Genomic DNA, 24,790 nt, shown 5'->3' with positions numbered 1-24,790 from the left:
TTGTACTTGCTGGTCCATTTTTTGCGAGCAACGCTGTGGTCATGGCACTCGACGACTATTACCTGCTCGGGCGTTCCGGACTGCGCGTCAGCCGGCTCGCGCTGGGCACCATGAACTTCGGGCAGGACGGATTCCACGCACCGTACGGCAAGACCGAGGACGAGGCGCGGGCGATCTTCCGGGCCTATCTCGAGGCCGGCGGCAACTTCATCGACACCGCCGACTTCTACACCGCGGGTGAGAGCGAACGGATCGTCGGCCGGCTGATCGCCGAGGCCGGCGTCCGGGAGCGGATGGTGCTCACCACCAAGGCGACCAACAGCGTCGACAGCGGCGATCCGAACGCCGGCGGCAACAGCCGCAAGCACCTGATCCGCGCCCTCGACGACTCGCTGCGCCGGCTCGGCACCGACTACGTCGACCTGTTCCTGCTGCACACCTGGGACCGCCTCACCCCGGTCGACGAAGTACTGCGGACCCTCGACGATCTCGCCCGGGCCGGCAAGATCCGGTACGCCGGGCTGTCCGACGTCCCCGCCTGGTACGCGGCTCGCGCGCAGACGCTGGCCGACGCGCACGCGCTGACGCCGATGGTGAGCCTGCAACTGCCGTACTCGCTGATCGACCGCGGGATCGAGACCGAGCATGTGCCGATGGCGCAGCAGCTCGGGCTCGGGGTCACGGCGTGGAGCCCGCTCGGCGCCGGCTTCCTGACCGGGAAGTACCAGCGGGACGAGACGAAGACGATGTCCGGGGACGGGCGGCTGACCGGCGCCGGCGCGGCCGGGCAGAGCTGGACCGACCGGCAGTGGGACCTGCTGCCCACGGTCCGGGACGTGGCGGAAAAGCTCGGCGTGGCGATGGCGCAGGTCGCGGTGAACTGGGCGGCGACGCAGCCGGGTATCGCGTCCGCGATCGTCGGCGCCAGCAACCCGGCCCAGCTCGAGTCGAGCATCGCGGCGCTCGACTTCGAACTGCCGGCCGAGCTGCGCACGGTCCTCGACGAGGCGAGCGCCGTACCGCCGACGTCGGTGTACCGGATGTTCACGCCCGAGTACCAGGGCTGGATGGTCAGCACCGGCGCGAAGGTCTCCGACAAGCCGGCCGGCTACCGGCCACCGGTCGTCAACTGGCGCTGAGGTAGTCCAGGCACAGGTCGAGCGCGTACTCCAGATGGGTCGCGGAGCCCGACGACATCAGGATCGCGACCCCACCCTGGATCGCGGCGACCAGAGCGGCCGAGGCGCGGGCGGGATCCACATCCGTACGGATCTCGCCCGTGGCCTGCATCTCCTCGATCCCGAGCTGGAGCCGGTGCTGCCATTGCGCGAGCAGCTGGCCGGTCACCGCCTGCGCGGCCGGGGTGTGGCGGCCGATCTCGGTGATCAGTACGCCGAGCGGACAGTTCACGCCCTGCCGCCGGTACTTCTCGACGACGGCGTCCCGCCACTCGCGCCACGCGTCCCACGTGGTGAGCTGCCCGAGGTGCGGCTCCTGGTCGACGAGCACCTGCGCGGCCTCGCGCTCGGCGACCGCGAGCAGGAGCTGCTCCTTCCCGTCCGGGAAGTAGTGGAAGAGCTGGCTCTTCCCGGTCCGGCTGCGGTGGCCGATGTCGTCGAGCTTCACCGCACTGATCCCGCGCTCGCGGATCTCGGCCGCGGCGGCCGCTACGATCCGGTCCCGCGTCGCCGCACCCTTCGCTGTCAGCACGCGGTCAAATGTACCCGCTGGTTCAGCTGTTCAGCTCGGCGAGCTTGCCGAAGACCTGCTTCGGCTGCCAGTTCCCGTCGTCGTCGACGGCCACCAGACCGTACGCCGCCAGATCCAGGTCGTGCTCCGGGTCGTCGGGGCGGTGCGGCAGCTCGAAGCCGGCGAAGCTGAACCAGAAGGCGGCCGCGAGGTTGATCCGGTCGAACTCCTCGACCAGGTCGATCAGATACTCCACTTGTTCCTCCTCCCGTCGCTCGGGAGCGCCGGTGATCACCGGCGGGTCCGCCGTCGTGTCGACGATCGACCAGCCGATCCCGCCCCGGTCGGCGGCACCCCGGTACGTGCAGCAACCGAACTCGGTCGCCACCACCGGCTTGCCCCACTTGGACCGCGACGCCAGTTCCTCGCCGAAGGTAGCCGCGTTCTGCGCGTCCCGGTACGCGTCGACGGCGACGATGTCGAAGAGGTCCCAGTTCACGTCCTCCCACATCCCGGCCGCGTAGGTGATCCGGCCGGAGAACACCCTCCGGGCGGCGTCGGTCAGCTCCTGCTGGACATCGGCCCAGCGCGCGAACCCGGCCTGCAGCACGGCGAGCTTGGCCGGATCGGTCCAGGTCGCCGGATCCGACATCGCCGCGATCCGTTCCTGCGAGGTCTCGCCCGGTACGAAACCCTTGCAGAACAGCGACAACTCACACCCGAGCACCATCACGACCTCACCGGAGGCACTGGCCCGCCGCAAGGTCTCGGCCCGTGCGGCACAGTCCGTGAGGTACGCGATGAACCCGGCCGGCTCCAGGTCGATCGGCATCGGCGAGAACCAGACGTCGAGCCCGGTCGCGAGCGCCGCCTCGGTGGCGAGCGCCATCCGGTCCAGGTCGTCACCGACGATCCGGACCGCCGGAGCGTGCAGCCGGCCGGCGATCACCGCCAGGTCGTTGCGGACCGCGTCGGCGTCGAAGCGCCGACGGGTGTTGCGGCCGCCGTACACGAAGCCCGTGTCGTAGTTCACCCCGATAGAGACCATGGTCGGCACTCTACAACTCAAACCATACTCGGTACATCTTTTTATCCAGTATGGTTAGCGCGTGGAGCACCAGGGTCGTCGCGAGCGGAAGAAGGCCGAGGTCCGGGCGCGGATCTCGGACGTCGCGACCGGGCTGTTCCTCGAGCGTGGGTTCGACGCCGTGTCGGTGTCCGAGGTCGCGGAGGCGGCGGACGTGGCGCGGCCGACGGTGTTCGCGCACTTCCCGCGCAAGGAGGATCTGCTCTTCGATCGCTATCCCGAGGCGGAGGCTCTGGTCGTTGGTGCAGTCAACGATCGGGAGCCGGGGACGTCCGCGGTCATCGCGCTGTCGGACCTGCTCGTCAGGCTCGCCGACGAGGGTCATCCGCTGTCGACGATGCGGGGGCACTTCAGCCGGTTCTGGGAGGTGATCGCGGAGTCGCGGGCGTTGCAGTCCCGGGCCCGGGAACTCCTCGAGGTGATCGAGCAGGCGATCGCCGCGGCGATGGAGCACACCGGCGTACCGGATCCGCGGCTGACTGCCGCGCTGACTGTTGCCGCCTACCGCGTCGTCCATCTCGAGGCGGTACGCCGGATCCTGGACGGCGAGGATGCGGAGGTCGTCGCGGCGGATCACCGCGCCCGGATCATCAGCGCCCTGGCGGCGGTGGATCAGCTCTTCAGGTAGTCGACGATCGCTCGCGCGCACTCGACGGACTCGGTGTGGGCGCTGTCGATCTCGACGTCGTACGTGACGCCCTCGTGGACGACGTACGCCTGCTGCTCGGCCATCCCCCGCGCGCGATCACCGCGGGCCAGCTCGCGGCCGGCGGCCACCGCCGGGTCGCAGTGGACGCCCACGAACACGGTCTCGACGTCACCGGCCGCGTCACGCCAGCGCTGCTGCGAGGAGGCGCCGCCGAGGAACACGTCGTCGACGATCACCCGCCCGCCGGCGCGGCACATCGCGACGACGCCGGCGATCCAGGCCGCGTCGAGTGCGCGGAACGCCGGGCCGACCGAGACCTCGCCGTCCGGCCCGAACTCGATGCCGCCGTCCATCACCGCCGGCAGCGCGGCCACGAAATCGTCCACGCTGAACCCGAGCCACGGCTCCGGCAGCAGCGCCTGCAGGCAGCGCACGATCCCGGTCTTCCCGGAGCTCGAGCCGCCGTTGATGATCATCAGTCGCGCCGTCACGCCCGCAAGGCTAGAGGTTTTTCAACGGTGGCATCGAGGGATTTAGGGCGTGTCAGGCTGAGGAACGGGACCGCCAGCAGCTGGATGACGGCGGAGATCAGGTACGCCGGTCCGTAGCCCCAGGCGTCCGCCGTACGGCCGAGGGTTGGCTGCAGGACAACGCCGCCGGCGGAGCCGAGCAGGTTGTCGAAGGACAGGACGGTCGCGCGCTGTTCGGACGGGATGTGGCTGTTCAGGTACGCCTGGCGGACGGGCGACATCGCGGCGAACATCGACCCCCAAACCATCAACAACACCACAGCCATCCAGAACGACGACACCAGGCCGAGCGCTGCGATCATGACCGCGGACACCAGGACGGTGCCGATCAGCATCCGGATCCGAGGTTCCGCCCCTCCGCTTCGCTCCGGGGCGGGGTGGGGGGTGAAGCCGCGCTCCGAGGTCGGGAGCGGGGTGCGCTCTCGCGGTCGGGCAGAGTGGAACAGGCGGGTCAGGTGGGGGGAGGTGGTGCCGCCGGCGATTTGGGCGGCGGCGATTATGCCGGCGGAGAGGCCGGCTACGGCGTAGGCGTTGGTGTGGCCGTAGAGCTGGAGCAGGTAGGGCTGGGCGGCGTAGAAGCCGTAGACGCTGACTCCGGCGGTGAACGGGCCGGCGAGCATCACCCAGCGCACCCGTCGGTTCAGCAGCCCGTACTGGAGCGATGCCCGCACGATGCCGGTCAACTCGCCCCGTACCGACCCTCGCGGCTTCGGCGTGAACCCGATGTCCCGCATCGATCGCCAAGCCACGACGAACGTGGCCGTCAGCAAGACCGCACGAGCGACGTACGGCATCCCGAGGTTCGTGAACTGGGCGAGGACGCCGCCGCCGATCGAGCCGGCCATCATTGCGACGCCGTTCGCCACCTGCCCCTTCGCGAACGCGTCGTCCAGCGACCCGCGGTACCCGGTCGCGTGCAGCCCGTCCACCAGCCACGCCTCGGTCGCACCGCTGAAGAACGTGAACCCGAGACCGAGCAGCGCCGACACCACCGCCCACCACACGAACGGCGCGTGCATCCGCCAGAGCAGCAGGTAGAGCAGTGTCGTACCGATCAGGGTCGCCGTCCCCAGCAGGTACGACGCCCGGCGGCCGACGGTGTCCGCGACCACCCCGGTCGGCACCTCGAACAGCACCATCCCGACGGTGAAGAACGCGTTCGCCGCGAACGTCTTCCCGATACTCAGCCCGGCGTCCAGCAGGAACACCGTGTTGATGCCCCAGATCATCGAGGACGCCCCCGTCGACACCACGACGAGCGTGAGATAGGTGCGCAGTACCCGTTCGGCTGTCATGCCCGGTACGTCGGAGCCGAGGCCGGCGGCTGGACATGCACAGTCCTAGCTCCCGGGGCGGGTATCGTCCGGTCCCGTGACGGATCAGCCTGCGCACACGATCCACGACACGGCGAAGCTCGCCGTGGTGGTCGGCGCACTCGGTGTCGTGTTCGGTGACATCGGCACCAGCCCCATCTACACCCTGCAGACGGTCTTCAACCCCGAGGACCCGCACCCGGTGCCGCTCAGCGACCACAACGTGTACGGCGTGGTGTCGCTGATCTTCTGGTCGGTGATGATCATCGTCACCGTCACGTACATCATGCTCACGATGCGCGCCGACAACAACGGTGAGGGCGGTGTGGTCGCGCTGATCACGCTGCTCCGCAAGTGGCGCGAGACGCACCCGGGCCGGAAGGCCTCCGCGGTGCTGGCGACGGTGGGCCTGTTCGGGGCGTCGCTGTTCTTCGGCGACGGCATGATCACGCCGGCGATCTCGGTACTGTCCGCGGTCGAGGGCGTCAAGACCGTGCAGCCATCGCTGGGCGAGTACGTCATCCCGATCACCGCGGTGATCATCATCGGGCTGTTCATGGTCCAGCGCCGCGGGACCGAGTCCATCGGCCGGGCGTTCGGGCCGGTGATGATCGCCTGGTTCGCGGTCATCGGCGCGGCCGGGATCGGCGGCATCCTCACCCACGTACAGATCCTCAAGGCGCTCTCCCCGACGTACGCGGTCGGCTTCCTGGCCGGGCATTTCCACATCGCGTTCTTCGCGCTCGCCGCGGTCGTCCTGTCGATCACCGGCGCCGAGGCGCTGTACGCCGACATGGGGCACTTCGGCCGGAAGGCGATCAGCCGCGGCTGGCTGTTCCTGGTCCTGCCGGCCCTCACGCTCAGCTACCTGGGCCAGGGTGCGCTGATCCTGAAGAACCACGACAACATCAGCAGCCCGTTCTTCCTCCTGGTCCCGGACTGGGGCCGGCTGCCGCTGGTGCTGCTCGCGACCGCGTCCACCGTGATCGCGTCGCAGGCGGTGATCACCGGCGCGTACTCGGTGATGGCGCAGGCCGCCCGGCTCGGGTACCTGCCGCGGCTGCGGGTGACGCACACCTCGGCGACCACGATCGGCCAGATCTACGTACCGTTCGTGAACTGGCTGCTGTTCGTGTCGGTGCTGACGCTGATCTTCGCGTTCCGCAGTTCGGCCGCGCTGGCGTACGCGTACGGCATGACCGTCACCGGCACGATCAGCATCACCACCCTGCTGTTCTTCTACGTCGCGCACTACCGCTGGAAGATCCCGAAGTGGGTGATCATCGCGGGCGCCACACCGCTGCTGCTGATCGACGCGCTGTTCATCGGGGCCAACCTGACCAAGCTGCTGCACGGCGCGTGGCTGCCGCTGCTGATCGCGCTCACCGCGTTCACCGTGATGACGACGTGGCAGCGCGGCCGCGAGGTCGTCACCCGGGAGCGGGAACGCGCCGAGGGTTCGCTGCAGGAGTTCATCGACGAGCTGAGCTCCGGCAAATTGGCGGTTCGCACGGTCCCCGGTACGGCGATCTTCCTGAACCGCGGCGGCGTCAGCGCCCCGCTGGCGCTGCGCGCGAACGTCGAGCACAACGAGGTCCGGCACGAGCACGTGGTGATCGTCGCGATCGACACCGAGCCGGTGCCGCGGGTCGCCGAGGAGAACCGGGTCACCGTGAACGACCTCGGATACGGCAACGACGGGATCACGCACGTCACGATCAAGTTCGGCTACATGGAGCGCCCCGACGTACCGGCCGCGCTGGCCCTGCTGGATCCCACCGACTCCGAGGGTCCGCTCGATCTCGAGCGGGCGTCGTACTTCCTCTCGAAGATCGAGCTCCGGCGCGGCAAGGCCAAGACGATGGCCGGCTGGCGCAAACAGCTGTTCCTCGCGACGTCGCACATCACCGCGGACGCGGCCGAAGCCTTCAGCCTCCCCCGCGACCGCACAGTCATCATCGGCTCACACATCGAGGTCTGATGGCCCAGACGTACGACGAGAGCGCGCCGGTCCGAGCATTGACCGGCCTCGTCCGTACGGTCTGGATCCAGCGCACCGGATCGCAGCCCTACCCGCAACGGGACCTGCCGACCGGTGGCGTCGAGCTGCACTGCCCGGTCGGCGGCGCACCGCGGCTGATCGGGCCGTTGACCCGCGCGCACCTGCAGGTGATCCCGCCGCGGACGACGATCGTCGGCGTCCGGTTCATGCCCGGCGCGGGTACGCCGCTGCTCGGCGTACCGGCCGACGACCTCGTCGACTGCGCGGTGGACCTGTGGGGTCCGGCCGCGGACCGGATCGGCTCAGTGGTGGCGGACGCGGCGACTCCGAGGGCCGCGCTGCTGGGCGTGCAGCAGTACCTGGCCGGGCAGAAGGTGCGGTCCGATCCGGTGGTGGCGGAGCTCGTACGGCGGTTGATGCCGTGGGAGCGGACCGGGATCGCGCTGCTCGCCGACGAGCTGGCGTTGTCGGAGAGCCAGCTGCGGCGCCGGTGTTTGACCGCAACGGGCGTGGCGCCGAAGGCGTTGCAGCGGACGTTGCGGTTCCAGGGGTACCTCGCGTTGGCCCAGGCCGGGTACGGGAACGGGCTCGCGGACCTCGCGGCCGAGACCGGGTACGCCGATCACGCGCATCTCACCCGGGAGTGCGTGCGGCTGACCGGCGTGACGCCGCGCGACCTGCTCGGCGACAAGGCGGATCGGTGCGACTGCGGCCACGACCACACCGCCTCGTGGGCGCCGTTCCTCACCGGGTGGTACGACCGTTTCGTTCAAGCGCGGACCGGCGGGCGGGTTCTAGCGTCGGTCCATGGAACTGATCGGGCCTGACGACGCGCTGTACGACGTACTGCGGCGGCCGGCGCAGCCGCAGTACCGGGACATCCGTCCGCAGGTCATCGCGCGCTGCTCGTCCACCGACGATGTGATCGAGGCGCTCGCCTACGCGCGTTCTGCCGGTCTGCCGGTCGCCCCGCGCGGCGGCGGTCACTGCTTCGCCGGGCGCTCGTCGACGACCGGGGTCCAGATCGACCTGTCGGGGCTGTCGGCGATCTCGGTGGATTCGGGCGTGGCCACGATCGGGGCGGGCGCGCGGCTCACTGCGGTCTATCAAGGGCTGCACGAGCACGGGCTGACGATTCCGGCGGGGTGCGGGCCGACGGTGGGGATCGCCGGGCTGACGTTGGGTGGTGGGCTCGGGTTGCTCGGGCGGAAGTACGGGCTGACCTGCGACCGGCTCGTCGCGGCGACGGTGGTGCTCGCGGACGGCACGGTCGTGGCGTGTGATGCCTCGCGGAACGCGGACTTGTTCTGGGCGCTGCGTGGAGCCGGTGGTGGGCAGTTCGGCGTGGTGACGTCGTTGGTGTTCGCCGCCGTACCGTCGCCGGCCGCGACCCGCTTCCGGATCACCTGGCCCCGCGACCGCGCCGCCGAGGTGATCGACGCCTGGCAGGCGTGGGCGCCGGACGCACCGGACGACCTCACCGCTTGCCTGACGGTGACCGGCGACCGTACGGAGGTCTTCGGCGCCACGCTCGCAGCGTTCGACCCCGGCCCGTTCGTGGACGGCGAGGTGGAACTGCGTGACGACCTCAGTTGGCCCGATCTCAAACGCAGCCTGTCCGAGGGCGACGCGGAGGATCGCGTGGTGCACAGCAAGTCCGGGTTCTTCCGTACGCCGCTCCCCCGGTCCGTCGTCTCCGAACTCCTCGGCGCCGGCTGCGACCTCAACTTCACCCCGATGGGCGGCGCCTACAACCGCGTCCCGGTCGACGCCACCGCCTTCGCACACCGCGGCGAGCGCTTCCTCATCGAACATGCCGGTCCTGATCGTTCCGCCGTCCGCCGGTCGTGGGCGATCGCCCAGCCGCACGGGTCCGGACGCGTCTACCCGAACTTCCCCGATCCCGAGCTTGCCGACTGGGCGGCCGCCTACAACGGTCCGAACTACGCACGGCTGGCCGACATCAAGCACCAGTACGACCCCAGCGACGTGTTCAACTTTCCCCAGGCCCTCGGAGGTGCCCGATGATCCGCTTGTACATGAGCATGTCGCTCGACGGTTTCGTGGTCGGTCCCGACGACAGTGTCGACGAGCCGATGGGGCGCGGCGGGTTCCGCTCGTTCGCGGCGGACTGTGCCGCTCAGGCGAAGGAGGCGGCCGGGGACCGCGACGTGATGGTCCACGGCGCCGGCGCCGCGCAAGCCCTGCTCCGTGCCGGCCTCCTCGACGAGCTCGAGCTGCACGTCGTCAACGTCCTCCTCGGCCAGGGCCGCCGCCTCTTCGACAACCTGCCCGCGGAGTACATCGAACTCGAGAACGTTCGGCAGCTTCCCGCCCGGGACGTGACCCACCTCCGCTACCGGGTCGTCAAGTGACCTCCGAGAAGGAACTGTTGCTCAGGGAACTGGACGAGATCCAGCAGTCGCTGCTCTGGAAGGTCGAGGGGCTCGGCGACGACGAGCTGCGCCGCCCGATGACGCCGACGGGGACGAACCTGATCGGCATCGTGAAGCATCTGACCGGGATCACGTACGGGTACCTGGTGGCGGCGTTCGGCCAGGAGCGGGCGGCGGATGAACTCACCTCGGAGCTCGACGACGAGGAGCTGCTCTTCGGGCTCGACCTGTGGGCGACCCCGGAGGAGTCGGTCGCGGGACTCGTCGAAGCGTACCGGCGCGCGTGTGCCGCGGGTGCGCGGACGATCGCGGAACTCGACCTCGACACGACCGGTACGCATCACACCGGGAGCACAGTGACGCTGCGGGAGATGGTGCACACCGTCCTGCTCGACACCACCCGGCACACCGGGCACGCCGACGTCGTCCGGGAGCTGACCGACGGACGGGTCGGCGGCCGCCCCGACGACCCGATGTCGCCGGACGACCCGGAGTACCTGCGGATGTACCGCGCCCGCATCACCGGCGAGATCGACCGCGCCACCTGGATGGCGTACGTCAAAAGTCTCCCGGATTACAACCCGGCCGTCTGGGCAGAGTTCAGGGCACGAAACTCCTAGGAGAGGTTGCGCCGATGTGGACGTCGCTCGTGCTTGCGGTCAGTTCGGTGTTGGGTGTGGTGGCTCCGGGACCGGTGTATGCGCCGGCGAACTCTGTCGCCGATCCGGGGGTGCTGCGGGCGAACGGCGACTTCTATGCGTTCACGACCGGACCTCAGGGCCGGGTGAGCCGTGGTGACACTGCCTCCGGACCGTGGCAGAGCGTCGGATCGGCGCTCGATCTCTCGACTCCCCCGTCCTGGATGGACACCGGACCTGACGTCTGGGCGCCGGATGCCTGGCAGACGTCAGCCGGGTTCGTTCTGTACTATTCGGCCGTCGCCAAGGACTTCGCAGGTCAGCGGTGCATCGGCGTCGCCACGTCGAGCCAGGCCGGCGGACCGTACAAGCCGGTCGGCGACACTCCGCTCGTCTGTCCCGGCGGGCGGCACGGTGGTGAGGACGGAGTACCCGGCCGGCCGATCGCAGCGGCCGGGGTGATCGACCCGTCGCCGTTCCAGGACAGCGCCGGGACTCGCTACCTGTTGTACAAGACGCAGCAGATCCCGTCCTCGCTGCGGATGGTCCCCCTCGACGGCACGGGTCTGCACAAGGCAAGTACCGACAGCCGGGAGCTGCTGCAACGTGACGGCATCATCGAGAACCCGACGATGGTGCAGCGCGGCTCGCAGTTCGTCCTCTTCGCGTCCCGCTACGGCTACGACAACTGCAGCTACGCGACCGTCTGGCTCCGCTCGAGCGACCGCTGGAACTTCGCGGGCGCGACCGAGCACTCACTCATGACGTCCGCCGGCACCGGCCTCTGCGGACCCGGCGGCGCCGACGTCACACCGTCGCTCGACGGCGGCTGGCGGATCTTCCTGCACGCCTGGGTCTGCGGCACCGGTACATCGCCGTGCACCGACAGCCAGATCGCGAACGGCGTCGCCCACCGCCGCGTCCTCTACGCCGCCATCCTCAACTGGAGCAGCGACAACACCCCGTCCGTCGGGGCGTTCCTCTAGCCTCAGAGCCAGGGCGGGAGTTCCTGGGCGGGCTTGCCGTCGGAGCCCAGTACGTCGACGTAGGGACGGCCGGACAGGTAGGCCGCGAGTTGTGGGAGGGGGCCGTCGACGTCCGGTACGTTGCCGCGCTGGCTGCGGATCTTGTCGCATAGGGCGGTGAGGAAGTCGGTCGGGAGGTCGGCGAAGGTCGGACCGGTGCCGAGGTCGACGGCGTGGATCAGCACCTCGCAGGACCGCATCCACGGGACCTCGGTCGCCGGGATCGGCACCCCGCGGGAGGTCCGCACCTCGGTCTGCCACTGCGCGTCCGTCAAGGTCCCCATCGCCGCGGTGAGCCCCGCCGACGCCTCCTCGAACCAGGACCGCAACTCGTCCGCGGGCCGCGACTTCGCCGCCTCGATGTCGGCGTTCCGCGCCTCGGCGGACGGATACATCGGGCGTTCTTCACCGGTCCTTGCCCAGGACACCAGGTTGCCCAGCGCTTCGGCGTTCAGCGCCAGATGCGCGGCCACGTGCCTGCGCGACCACCCCGGCAGCAGCGAGGGCGCGTCCAGCTCGGCCATTCCGCCGCGGCACAGCTGCGTACCCTCGTCGATCCAGTCCAGAACCCGGTCCATGCAGCGAACGTAGCCCACGACGGCGCGGGTTCTTGCAGCGGTGGGGTCTTGTGGTGAGACTGGCCCGCATGGAGGGGAACCGCGGATGGTGACGACGATCGGGGTGGTCGGGCCGTCGGACCTGGTCACCTCCAGCAGCCGGATCGTCAAAGGGCTGCGTGGGGTCGAGGTCGTCCCGTTGCGCTACCGCCGGGAGACCGACACGCCGAAGGTGATGGCGAACGCCCCGGGCAGCGTCGACGCGTGGCTGTTCACCGGCGTCGTCCCGTACCAGATCGCCGCCGCGCAGGACCTCCTCGACCGGCCGGCCGCGCACGTCGAGTACACCGGCGCCACCTTGATGCGCGCCCTGGTCCAGCTGCTCCGCGAGGGGCACGACGTCACGTCGCTGAGCATCGACGTCCTCGATGAGGCCGAGGTACGGGAGACGTTCGACGAGGTCGGGCTTCCGATGCGCGGGGTCAAGGTGCTCCCGTACCGGTCCGGGCTGAGCCTCGACGAGATCCTCACGTTCCACCATCAGGCCCACGCGACCGTCGCGATCACCTGTCTGCGCTCCGCGTACGAGAAGCTCCGCACCGAGCAGACCACCCTGCGGCTCGCGCCGTCGGTGCACTCGGTCCGCGCCGCGGTGAACAGCCTCCTGCTGCGCCACGACGCGCTGCGCAGCGACGACGCGCAGATCGCGCTCGGCCTGGTCGAGATCTCCCCGGACGCCGAGGACGCGCTCCGCCGCGAGGCGGGCACGCTCGGCGGCAGCGTCATCCGGTACGACGACAAGCGCTGGCTCGTGGTGGCGACCCGCGGACCGCTCGAACAAGCGACCGCCGCGTTCACCGAGCTGAGCATGCTGAACCGGCTCAAGGAGCAGTTCGGGACCGTACGGATCGGGTTCGGCATCGGCGGCTCCGGCACCGAGACCGAGGTGCTGGCCCGCCGCGCCCTCGGCCGCGCCCGGACCGCCGGACGGACGGCGGCCGTGGTGTCCCTGCGCAACGACATCGACCTGGTCCTCGTCGGCGGCGCAACCCCACGCCCGCAGCAGCGCTCGAAGCTGCAGCTCCTCGCCCAGCGCGCCGGCCTCTCGAAGGCGACGCTCGAACGCCTCCAGGAGCTCGTCCGCTCCACCCCGGAGAACGGTCTCACCACCCGCTCGGTCGCCGACCACCTCGGCATCCAGCCGCGCACCGCACGGCGCGTCCTGAACCGGCTCGAGCGCGCCGGCCTCGCGGACGCCACCGGCACCCAGCTCGGCACCGGCAGCGGCCGCCCGCTCGTGGTGTACCGCGTCCATCTGTAGATCGTTCAGAGCTGATTGTTTCCCGAACGGTTGACGCACTCACGCGCGTCCGGCTAATTTCAGCCATGACCGTAATTCCGTCGGCACTGTCCCGGGAGGCCTTGTGGACAAGCGATTCGCACGGGGACTGATCATTGCTCTGCTCTGCTGCACAGGATTTCTGACGGTGCCCGCCCAGGCAGTTCCGGCCGGGACCGAAACACCGACGATCACCAACCTCGGTCCGGCCTCCGCCGTGACCTCGACGAGCGTCGCCGAACAGGTCGGCGACCGGATCTGGACCATCACCTCCGGCGTCTCGCCGGTCCAGGTCGGCGCGTTCGACCCGGTCGGCAAGACCGTGGACCGCAAGTTCTCGCTGCCCACCGGGGCCGGCGCCTGGGCGATGACCCACCTCGGCACCGATCTGTACGTCGGCCTGTACACCCCCGGCGACGTCTACAAGATCGACACCAGCACCGGCACCGCCACGAAGGTCGCGCAGTTCGGCTCGTTCATCTGGTCGATCGCCGCGACCCCGGACGGCAAGATCGTCGCCGGGACCTACCCCGACGGCGCCGTCCACGAGTACGACCCGGCCACCGGCGCCACCAGGTCGTACGGGGCCGCGGTCGCGGGCGAGCAGTACGTCCGCAGCATCGCCGCCGACGCCACCACGATCTACGCCGGCGTCGGCACCAAGGCGCACCTGATCGCGATCGACCGTGTCACCGGCGAGCGCCGCGAGATCCTCCCGGCGAAGTACGCCGACCGGACGTTCGTCGCCACCCTCGCACTGGACGGGACCAAGCTCGCCGCGAGCCTCTCCCCGACCGGCACGATGCTCGTCTACGACACCAGCGACCTGAGCAACCCGGTCGAGGTCCAGACTCCTGGCGGCGACCAGTACATCACCGCGATCACGCTCGACGGCGCCGACGTCTATCTCGGCACCCGGCCGTCCGGCACGCTCTACCGGTACCGCGACAACACGTTGACCCGGCTCGGTTCGCCGTACGACGGGGCGTACTTCAACCGGATCTTCGTCGACGGCAGCACCATCAGGGCGGAGCTGACCAGTCAGGTCGTCGACTTCGACGAGGCGACCGGGACGTTCACCGGCACCGACCTCGGGCAGGCCGGTCTGCCACCGGCTCCCGAACAGGCGATGGCGATCACCGCCACGCAGTCGTCGGTCCTGGTCAGCGGAAAGGCCGGCATCCAGGTCCACGACCTGGCGACCGGCGCGAGCACGCGGACGTTCCTGCCCGGCGAGGCGAAGACGATGACGCCGGTCGGCCGGGACGTGTACCTCGGTGTGTACACGCTGGCCCGCCTCTGGCAGATGAAGCCGGACGGCACCGGGCTGCACGAGCTCGGGCAGATCGGCAACGAGCAGACCCGCCCGACCGACGACGCGTACGACGCGTGCTCGCGGACGTGGCTGATCTCCACCGAACCCGATTACGGCAAGTACGACGGAACGCTCGTCGAGCAGCATCTGGACACCGGGCAGCGCGAGGTGCACCGCGGCGTCGTACCGCAGCAATCGGTGCGCTCCGTGACCACCGCGAACGGCATCGCGTACCTCGGCGGCGCGACCCGGAACAGCCTCGGCACCGACCCGATCCTGCCCGCGGCAACGGTCGTCGCGTACGACCTGCGGACGAACAAGACGCTCTGGGAGAACGCGGCGCTGTCCAAGGCGCAGAGCTACAGCGACCTCGCCGTCTATCGCGGCCGTCTGTACGCGACCACCGACGACGGGCGCCTCGCGGTCCTCGATTCACGTACCGGCAAGCTGCTGTCCGAGACCAAGATCGGCACCGGGCAGAGCCGCCTGACGATCGCCCGCAGCGGCCTGTACGGCACCGACAGCCAACGCGTCTTCAAGGTCGACGGCGCGGCAGTCAGCACCGTGGTCGACGGCCTCGGTGCGCAGATCTACGGCTATCCGCTGATCACCACCTCCCACAACGGCGACGCGCTCTACACGATCAAGGGCCGCGACCTGGTCCGGATCGGCGGCCTGCGATGAGGATCCCCCGCCGTACCGTGCTCGCCGCGACCGTCGCCGCCACCCTGACCACCCAGACCACCCTGACCAGCCTGCCCGCGTCCGCCGAGGAGGGCCCCATCGACGGCTCCACGCTGCCCACTTCCGGTCCCGCGGTCGTCACGGCGGCCGTCGTCGCGATGGCGGTGCTCGACGGCCATGCGTACGTGATCAGCCGCGGCATCGTGCCGCCCCGGTTGACCGAGATCGACCTGTCCACGCGCACCGTGACCCGGACGGTCGAGCTTCCGGCCGGTGAGGGCGGCTGGGGCATCACCGTTGCCGCGGGCAAGGTTTATGCCGGGCTCTACCCGGTCGCGGACGTCTACTGCTTCGATCCCGCCGACGGATCGGTGACCCGCGTCGGGAGCCTGGCCGGCGCAGGCGGGTTCGTCTGGGACATGACGACGGCACCCGACGGTCAGGTGTTCGCCGTCAGCTATCCGAACGGCGCGGTCTGGCAGATCGATCCCGCCACCAACGCCCCCACCCAGCTCGGCGCCCCCGTGCCGGGAGCCCAGTACGGCCGGTACGTCGGTGCCGCGGGCAACTATGTGTATGCGGGCATCTACACGCCCTCGCAACTGGTCGGGTACGACCGCACCACCGGATCCTTCCAGGACCTCACGCCCGAGAGCGCCCGCGGACAGAACTTCGGCCCGTTCGCTGCGAGTGCGGACCGGGTCTACGTCGGCAGCAGCCAGGCCCTGTTCAGCATGGCGCTCGACGGCAGCGACGTACGGAGTGTGCCGCTGCCCGACGGCGAGACGGGGGTCGATGCGCTCACGGTCGGCGCGGACGGCATGGCGTACCTGACCACCCGCACGTCCGGGACGGTGTGGTCGTGCGGTCTGACCGACACTGTCCTCACGGCGGTGGCGACGCCCGCGCCGGCGGACGAGCACCGGCGGATCGTGCTGCTCGACCAGGACACGCTCCTCGGCGCCACCGGGTCCGGCGTGCTGTGGTGGCTCGACGTACGGACGGGTGAGTTCGAGCTGCTCGATCTCGTCGACGCCGGGTTCACGCCGGCGCCGGACAAGCCGCAGTCGATCGTGACCGGCGACCCGCACCTGTACGTCGGCGGGCACTGGGTCGTGACCGAGCACGCGGATCCGGCAGGCGGCACCGGTGCCACCCGCCGGATCCGGGTCGCCGGTGAGGCCAAGACCCTCAACTGGGTCCGGGGCGAGCTGTACTCGGCGCTGTACCCGAGCACCGAGGTGATCCGGATCAACCCGCGCACCGCGGAGGTGCACAGCTTCGGCACGATCGATCATGAGCAGATCCGGCCTTGGCAGGCGGCGTACGACGAACGGTCGAAGCTGCTCGCGATCGCGTCGGCGCCCGGCACCGGGAAGCTCACCGGCGCTCTCACCTTGCTCGACGTCCGGACGGGTGAGCTGGACGTGCACTACGGCGTCCTGCCGGACCAGAGCGTGATGACGATCTCGATCGTCGACGGCATCGCGTACCTCGGCGGTGACGTGGTCGGCGGCGGTGGCATCACTCCGACCCGTACGTCGGCCGCGATCACAGCGTTCGACCTGGTGCATCGCAAGCTGCTGTGGACCGTCGAGCCGCTGGCCGGAGAGCGATCCATCCAGAGTGTTGCCGTACACAACGGAATTCTGTACGGCGTACTGAAGCGGACCAGCGGCTCGTGGTTCACGTACGACCTGCGCACCAAGGCTGTGATGCGTGGAGCGAACAAGCTCTCCGGCTACGGGCAGGTCTTCACCGACCGTGCCGGGGTCTACTGTGAGACGAACTTCGGCGGGAACCTCTACCAGCTCGGACCGGGTCTCGACACGGCGAAGCTGCTCGTGAACAAGCTCGGCGACGGGTGGTACACCGTGCCGCAGCTGACCCCGGTGCGCGGCGCCCGGCACCGGGTGTGGGGGCTTTCCGGCCGGGACCTCGTCCAACTGCCATTGCCTTAAGCAACTATCGGAGGGATTTGCCGCGATGCAGAACAGTCAGCTTGCCCGGGACGGCGGGACGCCGGTGCGTACCGGGCCGCTGCCGTCGGTGATGGACGCCAGTGGGCGGCGCTTCGGCGACGACGAGGTGAAGGCGGTCGAGCGGGTGCTCCGCAGTGGCATGCTGTCGGCCACCTGGGGTACCGAGGTGCCCGCGCTGGAGATGGAGTTCGCGTCGCTGCTCGGCGCCGGGCACGCGGTCGCCTGCAGTTCGGGAACGGCGGCGCTGCACCTGGCGGTCGCTGCGGTGAACCCGGAGCCGGGCGACGAGATCATCACCACGCCGATCAGCGACATGGGCACCGTGTTCCCGATCCTGATGCAGAACGCCGTCCCGGTGTTCGCCGACGTCGACCCGATCACGGGCAACCTCACGCCGGAGACGGTGGCGGCCGCGATCACGCCGCGGACGAAGGCGGTGATCGTCGTCCATCTGTTCGGCAAACCGGCCGCCGTCCGTGAACTGCGGGCGCTCTGCGACCAGCACGGGATCCTGCTGATCGAGGACTGCGCGCAGGCGTACCTGGCTCCGGTCGGCGACACGTACGTCGGGCGGATCGGTCACATCGGCTGCTTCAGCCTCCAGCAGACCAAGCACATCAGCGCCGGCGACGGCGGCCTGACGGTCACCGACGACGCCCAGCACGCCCGCCGGATGCGGCTGTTCGCCGACAAGGGCTGGCCGCGCGACACCGACGAGCGCACGTACCTGTTCCTGGCGTTGAACTACCGCATGACCGAACTGGTCGCGTCGGTGACCCGCGTCCAGCTGAACCGGGTCCGGGGCGTCGTCAAGGATCGTCGTACGGCGGCGGCGCGGCTGACCGCTGCGATCGGCGACCTGGCCGGGGTGACCACGCCGCCGGACAGCGGCGACCACGTGTACTGGCAGTACCCGCTGATCATCGACGAGGCCGCCGGCAACATGCGTGAATGGGCCGCGGCGCTCACGGCCGAGGGCATCCCGGCGAACGGTGGCTACCTGACCAGCCCGCTGTACGCCGCGCCGGCCGTGCGTGAGCGGATCACGTACGGCGGGTCCGGATTCCCGCTGCAGGACGTCGAGTACCCGGTCGGCCTCTGCCCGAACGCCGAGGCGCTGATCGGCCATCGACTGCTCGTCCTGCCGTGCAACGAGAACTACACCGACGCCGACGTCGACGACATCGCCACTGCGATCCGCAAGGTCCATAGTGCCCTGGAGCCCAAATGAGTGACACTCCCCCGCTGCTCGACTGCGACATCCTGGTCGGGCACGAGGTGACGACCGGACGCTGGGGGCGGCCGGAGAACATCGCCAAGATCCTTGCGGACGGCGGGATCTCGGGTGGTGCCGTGTCGGCGCTGCGGGCGGTGCACTTCGACGTACCGAGTGGGAACGTCGAGGCTGCACAAGTTGCTGACAGCAACGGCTGGACGACGGTCCCGGTGCTCGACCTTCGTGATCCGCTCGGTGCGGAGAAGGAGCTGGAGCGGCAGTTGGCGAGTGCGACACCGCCGCGGGCCGTACGGCTGGCGCCGACCGCTCAGGCGGTGGAGCCCGGGTTCCCGGCGTTCGGGCATGTCGTGCAGCTGCTCGTCGACGCCGGGCTGACGATCTTCACCGAGGGCGACGTCCGGAAGGTCGGACCGGCGCTGCGCGGCCTCGGCGCCCGCGTCGTGTTCCTGGACACGCACTTCTACTACCTGGGCGACTTCGTCCTCCTGGCACGCTCCGAGCCCGGGTTCCACACGTCGACCCGGATGCTCACCGGGCCGGACTCGCTGGAGATCGTGGCCGCGGAGGTCGGCGCCGAGCGGCTGGTGCTCGGGTGCCGGACGCCGTTCCACGAGACCCGCTCGGTGGTCCGCCGGCTGCTGACGTCCAAGCTCGGCCCCGACGAGATCGCGCAGGCCGGTAGCCGCAGTCTCACCACTCTCCTGGAGCCCGCATGCTGATCGACGTACACGCCCACTGGGGGCCGTGGTTCTTCTCGATGGACGTCGCGAGCATCGACGTCAACGTCGACGGCCTCGACCGGTTCGGGATCGACCTCCAGTTGGTCTCCGCGATCGAGGCGATCGTGTACGACGCGCCGCTCGGCAACCGTTCGCTCGCCGAGCAGCTTCCGGCGGACCCGCGGCTGCGCGGGATGATCGTCGTCGATCCGCGCCGGCTCGACGAGGCGCGCAAGGATCTCGACGAACTGCTCGCGGGCGACGGGCGGACGCGGTGGGTCGGCGCGAAGATCCACAGCGAGTACAGCCGGACGCCGATCAGTACGCCCCCGATGCAGGCGGCGATCGAGCTCACCACGGAGTACGGCCTGCCCACGCTCGTACACACCTGGGGTGACACCGTCGTCGACCTGGCGGATGTCGCGGCGCGGGTGCCGGGCGCGCGCGTCCTCGCCGGTCACATGGGCGCGAACGGCTGGCCGCGCGTCCCCGAGGCCGCGGACCGTTCCGACCGGATCTGGTTCGAACCGTGCTGGTCGGCGCCGGAGGCCAACCGGATCCGCTGGATCCTGGACCGAATCGGCCCCAGCCGGATGATGTTCGGCACCGACGCCACCCTCATCGACCCATCTGTCGCGCTAGGCGCCCTGGAGGCGGCCAACCTCACGCCCGAAGAAGAAGCCGCCATCACCCACCGCAACGCCCAAGCCCTCTTCGCCCTCTGACCCAGGAGCCCGGGGGTCAGGGCGTGACGAAGACGAGGATGTCGTGTTCGGGGCCTCGGATCTCGGGTTCTTGCCAGCCCAGGTGGCGGTAGAACGCGATGGCGTGGTGGTTCTGGTTCCAGGCGAGGAGCCAGGAGCGTTTGTTGGCCTGGGTGGCGTGCTCTAGGAGGCGGCGGGCCAGGCCGGTGCCGCGGGCGTGCGCCAGTACGCCGAGCTCGTCGACCTCGAACGCGCCGATCAGCAGGTCCTCGACCTGCTCGGCGCCGATCCGGTCCAGCACGCTGCCGTACGACCGGTCGGTACGGAACGGCGCCGGCGTCGTCCAGCCGGTCACGAACCCGGCGATCCGCCCGTCCTCCGAACGCTCGACCCACGCCTGGAACCCGTCCCGCCCGGCATCGCCCTCGAGCCGCTTGCGGAACGCGTTCCGGGTCTCCTCGGCGTCCCGGTGCTCGAACGGCGGAGCCGTGAACACCTCGACGTACGCCGTGGTCAGCTCGTCCGCGATCTCCAGGATGTCCCGCCCATAGGTGTGCACCGCTCCAACCTAGGGGATGAAGCGGTGAGGCCGGGCGCGAGTCAGTTGGTGGAGGCCGGTTCCAGGTCCGCGGGCGCCGGTTCCGGTTTCGCCACCGGAGTCGCCGGCGTCGGCGGAACCGTCGGAGCTGTCGGCGCAGCGGGTTCGGCCGCGATCGTCGCCAGCTCGGAGCGGAACTGCGGCAGCATCCAGCGCAGCGGCTGGTCCAGGACCCGCGCGATCGTCGCCTCGTCCACGTGCAGCAGGTCGCCGATCCGGTGCAGCGCATCCGGTTCGTCGGTCGCGGCGTACAGCAGATGGACGACCTCGTGCCGGTGCGCGAACACCGCCAGCGCCGCGGCGGCCAGACCGGAATCGATCTCCGGTGGATTCGTCATTTCCCCGTTGACTGTCACGGGAGTGACAACCCGTCGAAGCCCCGATCGGTTACGCGTCAGTCTTTACAACTGACCAAATTTCACCTCTGCAGGTCAGCTCGGCAGCCAGGAGACCTTCCCGAGCAGGTACGTGGCGCCGATCAGTGCGGCGGTGTCGATCAGGGTGTGCGCGACGACCAGCGGCATGACGCGGCCCCAGCGGCGGTACAGGTAGGTGAAGATCACGCCCATGATCACGTTGCCCGCGAAGCCGCCGGCGCCTTGGTAGAGGTGGTACGAGCCGCGCAGCAGTGCGCTCGTTGCGGTGGCGCGGCGGACCGACCAGCCGAGTTGGTCGAGGCGGTGGTTCAGGTACCCGAGCACGATGGTCTCCTCGAGGACCGCGTTCTGCGCGGAGACCAGGACCAGGATCGGGATCCGCCACCAGTGGTCGGGCAGTTGGGACGGGTCCACGGTCAGGTTCGCGCCGGTCGCGTGTGCACCGATGTAGAACAGCAGGCCCGCGCCGCCGACAGCCGCCGCGATCGCCGTACCGCGACCGAGGTCGCGCCACCGGTCGCGCAGGTCGAAGCCGATCGTCCGGAACGACTCCCGGCCGCGGAGCAGCAGATGACCGACCAGCGCGACCGGTACGAGCGCGGTCGCGACCGCGAAGAGCTGCCACGCCAGATCCAGCCACGGCCGCCCCGGCGCCCGCGAACCGACGATGACCGCCGTCTGCCCGCTGATCGGCTTCTCCGAGGTCAGCACCCCCACAAACGAAATGACCGCCGCCACCCCCGAAGCCCCCAAGGAAAGGGCAAGCACCAGCCAAACCTCGCGAGTCACCACCCGCCGGCTGACGCCGACTGGAGGGACGTCCGCCGGGGTGGGGTGGGGGTCGGCGGGCGGTGTCATGGGTCAACTATCGCGCTTGGGGGTGGAGAGGAGGTTGAGGAGGTGGGTGAAGAGGTTGGCAGGGTCGGCGGGGAGGGCGTACTGGGACTGGACCTGGAGGCCGTCGGAGAGGGCGATCAGGAGGGTGGCGATGGTGTCGGGGTCGGCGTCGGGGGTGAAGGTGCCGGCGGACTGGCGGGTACGGACAGCGTTGGCGAGGGACGCACGCAGACGGGCGTACCGGTCGACGAAGAACTCGTGCGAGCTGTGCTCTGGATCCCCCGCCTCGGCAGAGAACGTCGAGTAGAGCTGGACCAGCCCCGGCACGGTCCCGTTGTGCCGCACAACCGCCCGCAACCCGTCGATCGAGTCCCCAGCACCACCACCCGACGCGGTGATGCGCGCTTGGTCCGCCTCGTCGCGGGCCCGAAGGACCTCTTCGAAGAGCTTCTCCTTCGAGCCGAAGTAGTGCAGCATCCCGGCCTCGCTGAGCCCGGCCGCGGCGGCCAGCTCCCGCGTGGACGTCTTCCGGTAGCCGTGCCGCGCGATCACCGCGAGCGCCGCGCGCAGGATCTCGGCGCGCTTGGCGACCCCTTTCGCGTACGGACCCCGGGAACCGTTCATTCTCAAAACCTAGCATCACTCGGTTTTCGCACGTACAGTTCCGGCATGAACGTCGACGACCTGCTCGGCCGGCTCTCGCTCGAGGAGAAGGTCCGGGTGCTGACCGGACGGGACTTCTGGTCCACCCATCCGCTGCCGTCGATCGGGCTGCGCTCGATGGTGCTGTCCGACGGCCCGAGCGGGGTCCGCGGCCCGGTCTGGGACGAGCGCGACCCGTCGCTGAACCTCCCGTCCGCCACCGCCCTGTCCTCGTCATGGGACGTGGACATCGCCCACCGGTACGGCGTGATGTCCGCGCTCGAGGCCCGCCGGAAGAACGTCGACGTCGTCCTGGGGCCGACGATCAACCTGCACCGCTCCCCGCTCGGCGGCCGGCACTTCGAGGCGTTCAGCGAGGACCCGGTACTGACCGCGGACCTCGCCGCCGCGTACGTCGCCGGCGTCCAGGAGCTCGGCGTCGGCGCCACCCCGAAGCACTACGTCGCGAACGACTTCGAGACCGACCGCTTCACGGCAAACGTGGTGGTCGACGAGCGCACGCTGCGCGAGGTCTATCTGCTCGCGTTCGAGAAGGCGGTCACCGAGTCGAAGGCGTGGCTGGTGATGAGCGCCTACAACTCGATCAACGGCGCGACCGCCTCGGAGAACGACCTGCTCGAGACGCCGCTCAACACCGGCTGGGGTTTCGACGGCGTCGTGGTCAGCGACTGGACCGCTGTCCGGAGCGTGGAGAGCGCGAAGTACTCGCAGGACCTGGCGATGCCCGGCCCGGTCGGCGCCTGGGGCGACGCACTGCTCGAAGCCGTCCGGTCCGGTGCCGTCGAGGAGGCGGCGATCGACCGCAAGGTACGCCGGATCCTCACCCTCGCGGCCCGCGTAGGAGCCCTGGAAGGCCACGAGAAGCCGCCAGTCCCATCACAGGTGGACGGACCAGCCTTCGCCAGAACAGCAGCAGCCGAAGGCACCGTCCTCCTCTCCAACGGTCGACAGGTATTGCCGTGGCGTTCCACAGACCTCACGAAGGTGGCGGTCATCGGGCACAACGCGCGTGCGGCGCGGACGCAGGGCGGTGGTAGCGCGACTGTGATCCCGGAGCAGGTCGTGTCGCCGCTGGACGGGCTGCGCCGGGCGCTCCCGGACGCCGAGATCACGTACTCGATCGGCGCCGTCGTCCAGGAAGGCGTCGGCGAGTTCTCCCTCGACACGATGACGAACCCGCAGACCGGCGAGCGCGGAGCCCGCGTACGGTTCCTGGGTGCCGACGGGTCGGAGATGTTCGCCGAGGACCGGTTCTCCAGCGCGCTCGTGTATCTCGGCGGCAACGCACCGATCGCCGAGTCCGCGCTCTTCGAGTTCCGTACCACCTGGACACCGACGGAGTCCGGCGCGGTCCGCCTCGGCTTCGCGTCGGTCGGCCACGGACGGATCTTTGCCGACGGCAACCTCCTCCGCGAGGATACCGCCGTACCGGTCGGCACCGACCTGGGCGCTGCCCTGCTGTCACCGCCCTCCATCTCCACCCCACTCGACGTCGTCGCCGGCCGGCCGATCGACATCCGCGTCGAGCTCGACCTCCCCAAGGCGGACGGCGGCCTGAACAACGCACTGAGCATCACGGTCGGCATCGAGCCGAGCAACGACGACCCACAGGCCCTGATCGACGAGGCTGTCGCCGCAGCCCGGGACGCCGACGTGGTACTTGTTGTCGTCGGCACCAATGCGAAGGTCGAGTCCGAAGGCTACGACCGGACCACCCTCGCCCTCCCCGGCCACCAGGACGAACTGGTCCGGGCAGTAGCGGCCGCCAACCCGCGGACGGTCGTCGCCGTCAACGCCGGTTCGCCTGTGCTCCTCCCCTGGCGAGACGAGGTCGCGGCCGTGCTCACGACGTACTTCGGTGGTCAGGAGTACGGTGACGCGCTCGCGGACGTTCTGCTCGGACGCACCGAGCCAGGTGGCCGGCTGCCGACGACCTGGCCGCGCGAGCAGGCCGACGTGCCGGTCATCGACGTCACGCCCGAGAACGGTGTCGTGCGGTACGACGAAGGCATCCACATCGGGTACCGCGCCTGGCTCAAGGCGGGGACCGACCCGGCGTACGCGTTCGGTCACGGTCTCGGCTACACCACCTGGGACCTGTCGGATCTGCGCGCGAACGACCCGTCGTCGGTGGCACTGACCGTCCGCAACACCGGCGAGCGCACCGGCAAGCACGTGGTTCAGGTGTACGCCGAACGCCCGGACAGTGCGGTGGATCGCCCGGTGCGCTGGCTGGCCGGCTTCGCGGTCGTACGCCTCGACGCCGGTCAGGCTCGTGAGATCACGATCCACCTGCACGAGCACACCTTCGAGCACTGGGCGGTGTCCGAAGACGGCGCGGGCTGGGCCACCGAGTCCGGCGCCTTCACGATCCGAGCCGGCTCGTCGGTTTCGGACCTACCGCTCTCCACGGAGCTCCAGGTCCGTTAGCTGCCCGGCTGAACGAGCT

General features: G+C 69.8%; 24 protein-coding genes. 15 read left to right on the top strand and 9 right to left on the bottom strand.

Annotated elements, in window-relative coordinates:
* Window positions 1-41 precede the first annotated feature (41 nt).
* Window positions 42-1,139, top strand: a complete 1,098-nt coding sequence (locus ACGFI6_RS31525) for an aldo/keto reductase (RefSeq protein WP_393125001.1) — start codon at window positions 42-44, stop codon at window positions 1,137-1,139.
* Here the strand turns inward: ACGFI6_RS31525 and ACGFI6_RS31520 are convergent.
* Window positions 1,126-1,710: a TetR/AcrR family transcriptional regulator gene (locus ACGFI6_RS31520; RefSeq protein WP_393124999.1), complete on the bottom strand. Its 585-nt coding sequence runs from the start codon at window positions 1,708-1,710 to the stop codon at window positions 1,126-1,128. The two genes, ACGFI6_RS31525 and ACGFI6_RS31520, sit on opposite strands and share 14 nt — an antisense overlap.
* Before the next feature lie 22 nt (window positions 1,711-1,732).
* The gene (locus ACGFI6_RS31515) at window positions 1,733-2,737 is read right to left on the bottom strand and encodes a hypothetical protein (RefSeq protein WP_393124996.1); all 1,005 of its coding nucleotides are present in this window, start codon (window positions 2,735-2,737) and stop codon (window positions 1,733-1,735) included.
* Window positions 2,738-2,798: 61 nt separating this feature from the next.
* On the opposite strand from ACGFI6_RS31515, the gene ACGFI6_RS31510 reads away from it, so the two are divergent.
* Entirely contained in the window at window positions 2,799-3,404 is a 606-nt protein-coding gene (locus ACGFI6_RS31510) for a TetR/AcrR family transcriptional regulator (protein ID WP_393124994.1), read from the top strand.
* Here ACGFI6_RS31510 and cpt read toward each other — a convergent pair.
* Both cpt and ACGFI6_RS31500 read right to left on the bottom strand, forming a co-directional pair.
* Window positions 3,389-3,916: a chloramphenicol phosphotransferase CPT gene (gene cpt / locus ACGFI6_RS31505; protein WP_393124992.1), complete on the bottom strand. Its 528-nt coding sequence runs from the start codon at window positions 3,914-3,916 to the stop codon at window positions 3,389-3,391. The two genes, ACGFI6_RS31510 and cpt, sit on opposite strands and share 16 nt — an antisense overlap.
* The gene (locus ACGFI6_RS31500) at window positions 3,913-5,250 is read right to left on the bottom strand and encodes an MFS transporter (RefSeq protein WP_393124990.1); all 1,338 of its coding nucleotides are present in this window, start codon (window positions 5,248-5,250) and stop codon (window positions 3,913-3,915) included. The genes cpt and ACGFI6_RS31500 overlap by 4 nt, the downstream gene beginning before the upstream one ends.
* A gap of 76 nt (window positions 5,251-5,326) precedes the next feature.
* Here ACGFI6_RS31500 and ACGFI6_RS31495 point away from each other — a divergent pair, with 76 nt between their 5' ends.
* The 6 genes from ACGFI6_RS31495 to ACGFI6_RS31470 are packed head-to-tail and all read left to right on the top strand — an operon-like array spanning window position 5,327 to window position 11,290.
* Window positions 5,327-7,249, top strand: a complete 1,923-nt coding sequence (locus tag ACGFI6_RS31495; protein WP_393124988.1) for a potassium transporter Kup — start codon at window positions 5,327-5,329, stop codon at window positions 7,247-7,249.
* Window positions 7,249-8,097 (top strand): helix-turn-helix domain-containing protein, encoded by an 849-nt coding sequence (locus ACGFI6_RS31490; protein WP_393124986.1) that lies wholly within the window; start codon window positions 7,249-7,251, stop codon window positions 8,095-8,097. Before ACGFI6_RS31495 ends, ACGFI6_RS31490 begins: the two co-directional genes overlap by 1 nt.
* A complete protein-coding gene (locus tag ACGFI6_RS31485; protein ID WP_393124985.1) occupies window positions 8,078-9,298 on the top strand; it encodes an FAD-binding oxidoreductase in 1,221 nt (406 codons plus the stop codon). Before ACGFI6_RS31490 ends, ACGFI6_RS31485 begins: the two co-directional genes overlap by 20 nt.
* Window positions 9,295-9,645 (top strand): dihydrofolate reductase family protein, encoded by a 351-nt coding sequence (locus ACGFI6_RS31480; RefSeq protein ID WP_393124983.1) that lies wholly within the window; start codon window positions 9,295-9,297, stop codon window positions 9,643-9,645. Before ACGFI6_RS31485 ends, ACGFI6_RS31480 begins: the two co-directional genes overlap by 4 nt.
* Entirely contained in the window at window positions 9,642-10,286 is a 645-nt protein-coding gene (locus ACGFI6_RS31475) for a DinB family protein (RefSeq protein WP_393124981.1), read from the top strand. Before ACGFI6_RS31480 ends, ACGFI6_RS31475 begins: the two co-directional genes overlap by 4 nt.
* Window positions 10,287-10,300: 14 nt before the next feature.
* Window positions 10,301-11,290 carry a family 43 glycosylhydrolase gene (locus ACGFI6_RS31470; protein ID WP_393124979.1) on the top strand — a complete coding sequence of 330 codons (990 nt, stop codon included), beginning with the start codon at window positions 10,301-10,303 and terminating at the stop codon, window positions 11,288-11,290.
* A 2-nt stretch (window positions 11,291-11,292) separates the two neighbouring features.
* On the opposite strand, the gene ACGFI6_RS31465 is transcribed toward ACGFI6_RS31470, so the two are convergent.
* Window positions 11,293-11,907 carry a maleylpyruvate isomerase family mycothiol-dependent enzyme gene (locus ACGFI6_RS31465; RefSeq protein WP_393124977.1) on the bottom strand — a complete coding sequence of 205 codons (615 nt, stop codon included), beginning with the start codon at window positions 11,905-11,907 and terminating at the stop codon, window positions 11,293-11,295.
* A gap of 85 nt (window positions 11,908-11,992) precedes the next feature.
* On the opposite strand from ACGFI6_RS31465, the gene ACGFI6_RS31460 reads away from it, so the two are divergent.
* The 6 genes from ACGFI6_RS31460 to ACGFI6_RS31435 all read left to right on the top strand — a co-directional run bounded on the left by ACGFI6_RS31460 (window position 11,993) and on the right by ACGFI6_RS31435 (window position 19,887).
* Window positions 11,993-13,207 (top strand): helix-turn-helix domain-containing protein, encoded by a 1,215-nt coding sequence (locus ACGFI6_RS31460; RefSeq protein ID WP_393124975.1) that lies wholly within the window; start codon window positions 11,993-11,995, stop codon window positions 13,205-13,207.
* A 166-nt stretch (window positions 13,208-13,373) separates the two neighbouring features.
* Entirely contained in the window at window positions 13,374-15,224 is a 1,851-nt protein-coding gene (locus tag ACGFI6_RS31455) for a PQQ-binding-like beta-propeller repeat protein (RefSeq protein ID WP_393124972.1), read from the top strand.
* The gene (locus ACGFI6_RS31450) at window positions 15,221-17,185 is read left to right on the top strand and encodes a hypothetical protein (RefSeq protein WP_393124970.1); all 1,965 of its coding nucleotides are present in this window, start codon (window positions 15,221-15,223) and stop codon (window positions 17,183-17,185) included. The genes ACGFI6_RS31455 and ACGFI6_RS31450 overlap by 4 nt, the downstream gene beginning before the upstream one ends.
* Before the next feature lie 25 nt (window positions 17,186-17,210).
* Entirely contained in the window at window positions 17,211-18,437 is a 1,227-nt protein-coding gene (locus ACGFI6_RS31445; RefSeq protein WP_393124968.1) for a DegT/DnrJ/EryC1/StrS family aminotransferase, read from the top strand.
* A complete protein-coding gene (locus tag ACGFI6_RS31440; protein WP_393124966.1) occupies window positions 18,434-19,162 on the top strand; it encodes a hypothetical protein in 729 nt (242 codons plus the stop codon). The genes ACGFI6_RS31445 and ACGFI6_RS31440 overlap by 4 nt, the downstream gene beginning before the upstream one ends.
* On the top strand, window positions 19,156-19,887 hold the full coding sequence (locus ACGFI6_RS31435) for an amidohydrolase family protein (protein WP_393124964.1): 732 nt from the start codon (window positions 19,156-19,158) through the stop codon (window positions 19,885-19,887). The genes ACGFI6_RS31440 and ACGFI6_RS31435 overlap by 7 nt, the downstream gene beginning before the upstream one ends.
* Window positions 19,888-19,903: 16 nt before the next feature.
* Here ACGFI6_RS31435 and ACGFI6_RS31430 read toward each other — a convergent pair whose 3' ends face one another.
* The 4 genes from ACGFI6_RS31430 to ACGFI6_RS31415 all read right to left on the bottom strand — a co-directional run bounded on the left by ACGFI6_RS31430 (window position 19,904) and on the right by ACGFI6_RS31415 (window position 22,302).
* Window positions 19,904-20,425 carry a GNAT family N-acetyltransferase gene (locus ACGFI6_RS31430; RefSeq protein WP_393124962.1) on the bottom strand — a complete coding sequence of 174 codons (522 nt, stop codon included), beginning with the start codon at window positions 20,423-20,425 and terminating at the stop codon, window positions 19,904-19,906.
* 41 nt (window positions 20,426-20,466) lie between these two features.
* The gene (locus tag ACGFI6_RS31425; RefSeq protein ID WP_393124960.1) at window positions 20,467-20,802 is read right to left on the bottom strand and encodes a hypothetical protein; all 336 of its coding nucleotides are present in this window, start codon (window positions 20,800-20,802) and stop codon (window positions 20,467-20,469) included.
* A 93-nt stretch (window positions 20,803-20,895) separates the two neighbouring features.
* Window positions 20,896-21,552, bottom strand: a complete 657-nt coding sequence (locus tag ACGFI6_RS31420; RefSeq protein WP_393124958.1) for a CPBP family intramembrane glutamic endopeptidase — start codon at window positions 21,550-21,552, stop codon at window positions 20,896-20,898.
* Window positions 21,553-21,702: 150 nt separating this feature from the next.
* Complete coding sequence (locus ACGFI6_RS31415) at window positions 21,703-22,302, bottom strand: TetR/AcrR family transcriptional regulator (protein WP_393124956.1); 600 nt, start codon at window positions 22,300-22,302, stop codon at window positions 21,703-21,705.
* Window positions 22,303-22,347: 45 nt separating this feature from the next.
* On the opposite strand from ACGFI6_RS31415, the gene ACGFI6_RS31410 reads away from it, so the two are divergent.
* The gene (locus ACGFI6_RS31410; protein ID WP_393124955.1) at window positions 22,348-24,771 is read left to right on the top strand and encodes a glycoside hydrolase family 3 protein; all 2,424 of its coding nucleotides are present in this window, start codon (window positions 22,348-22,350) and stop codon (window positions 24,769-24,771) included.
* The last annotated feature ends 19 nt before the right edge of the window (window positions 24,772-24,790 follow it).

The organism is Kribbella sp. NPDC048928 (genome assembly GCF_043197975.1).
Lineage (GTDB): Bacteria > Actinomycetota > Actinomycetes > Propionibacteriales > Kribbellaceae > Kribbella.
This window is presented reverse-complemented; position numbering and strand designations above follow the sequence as displayed.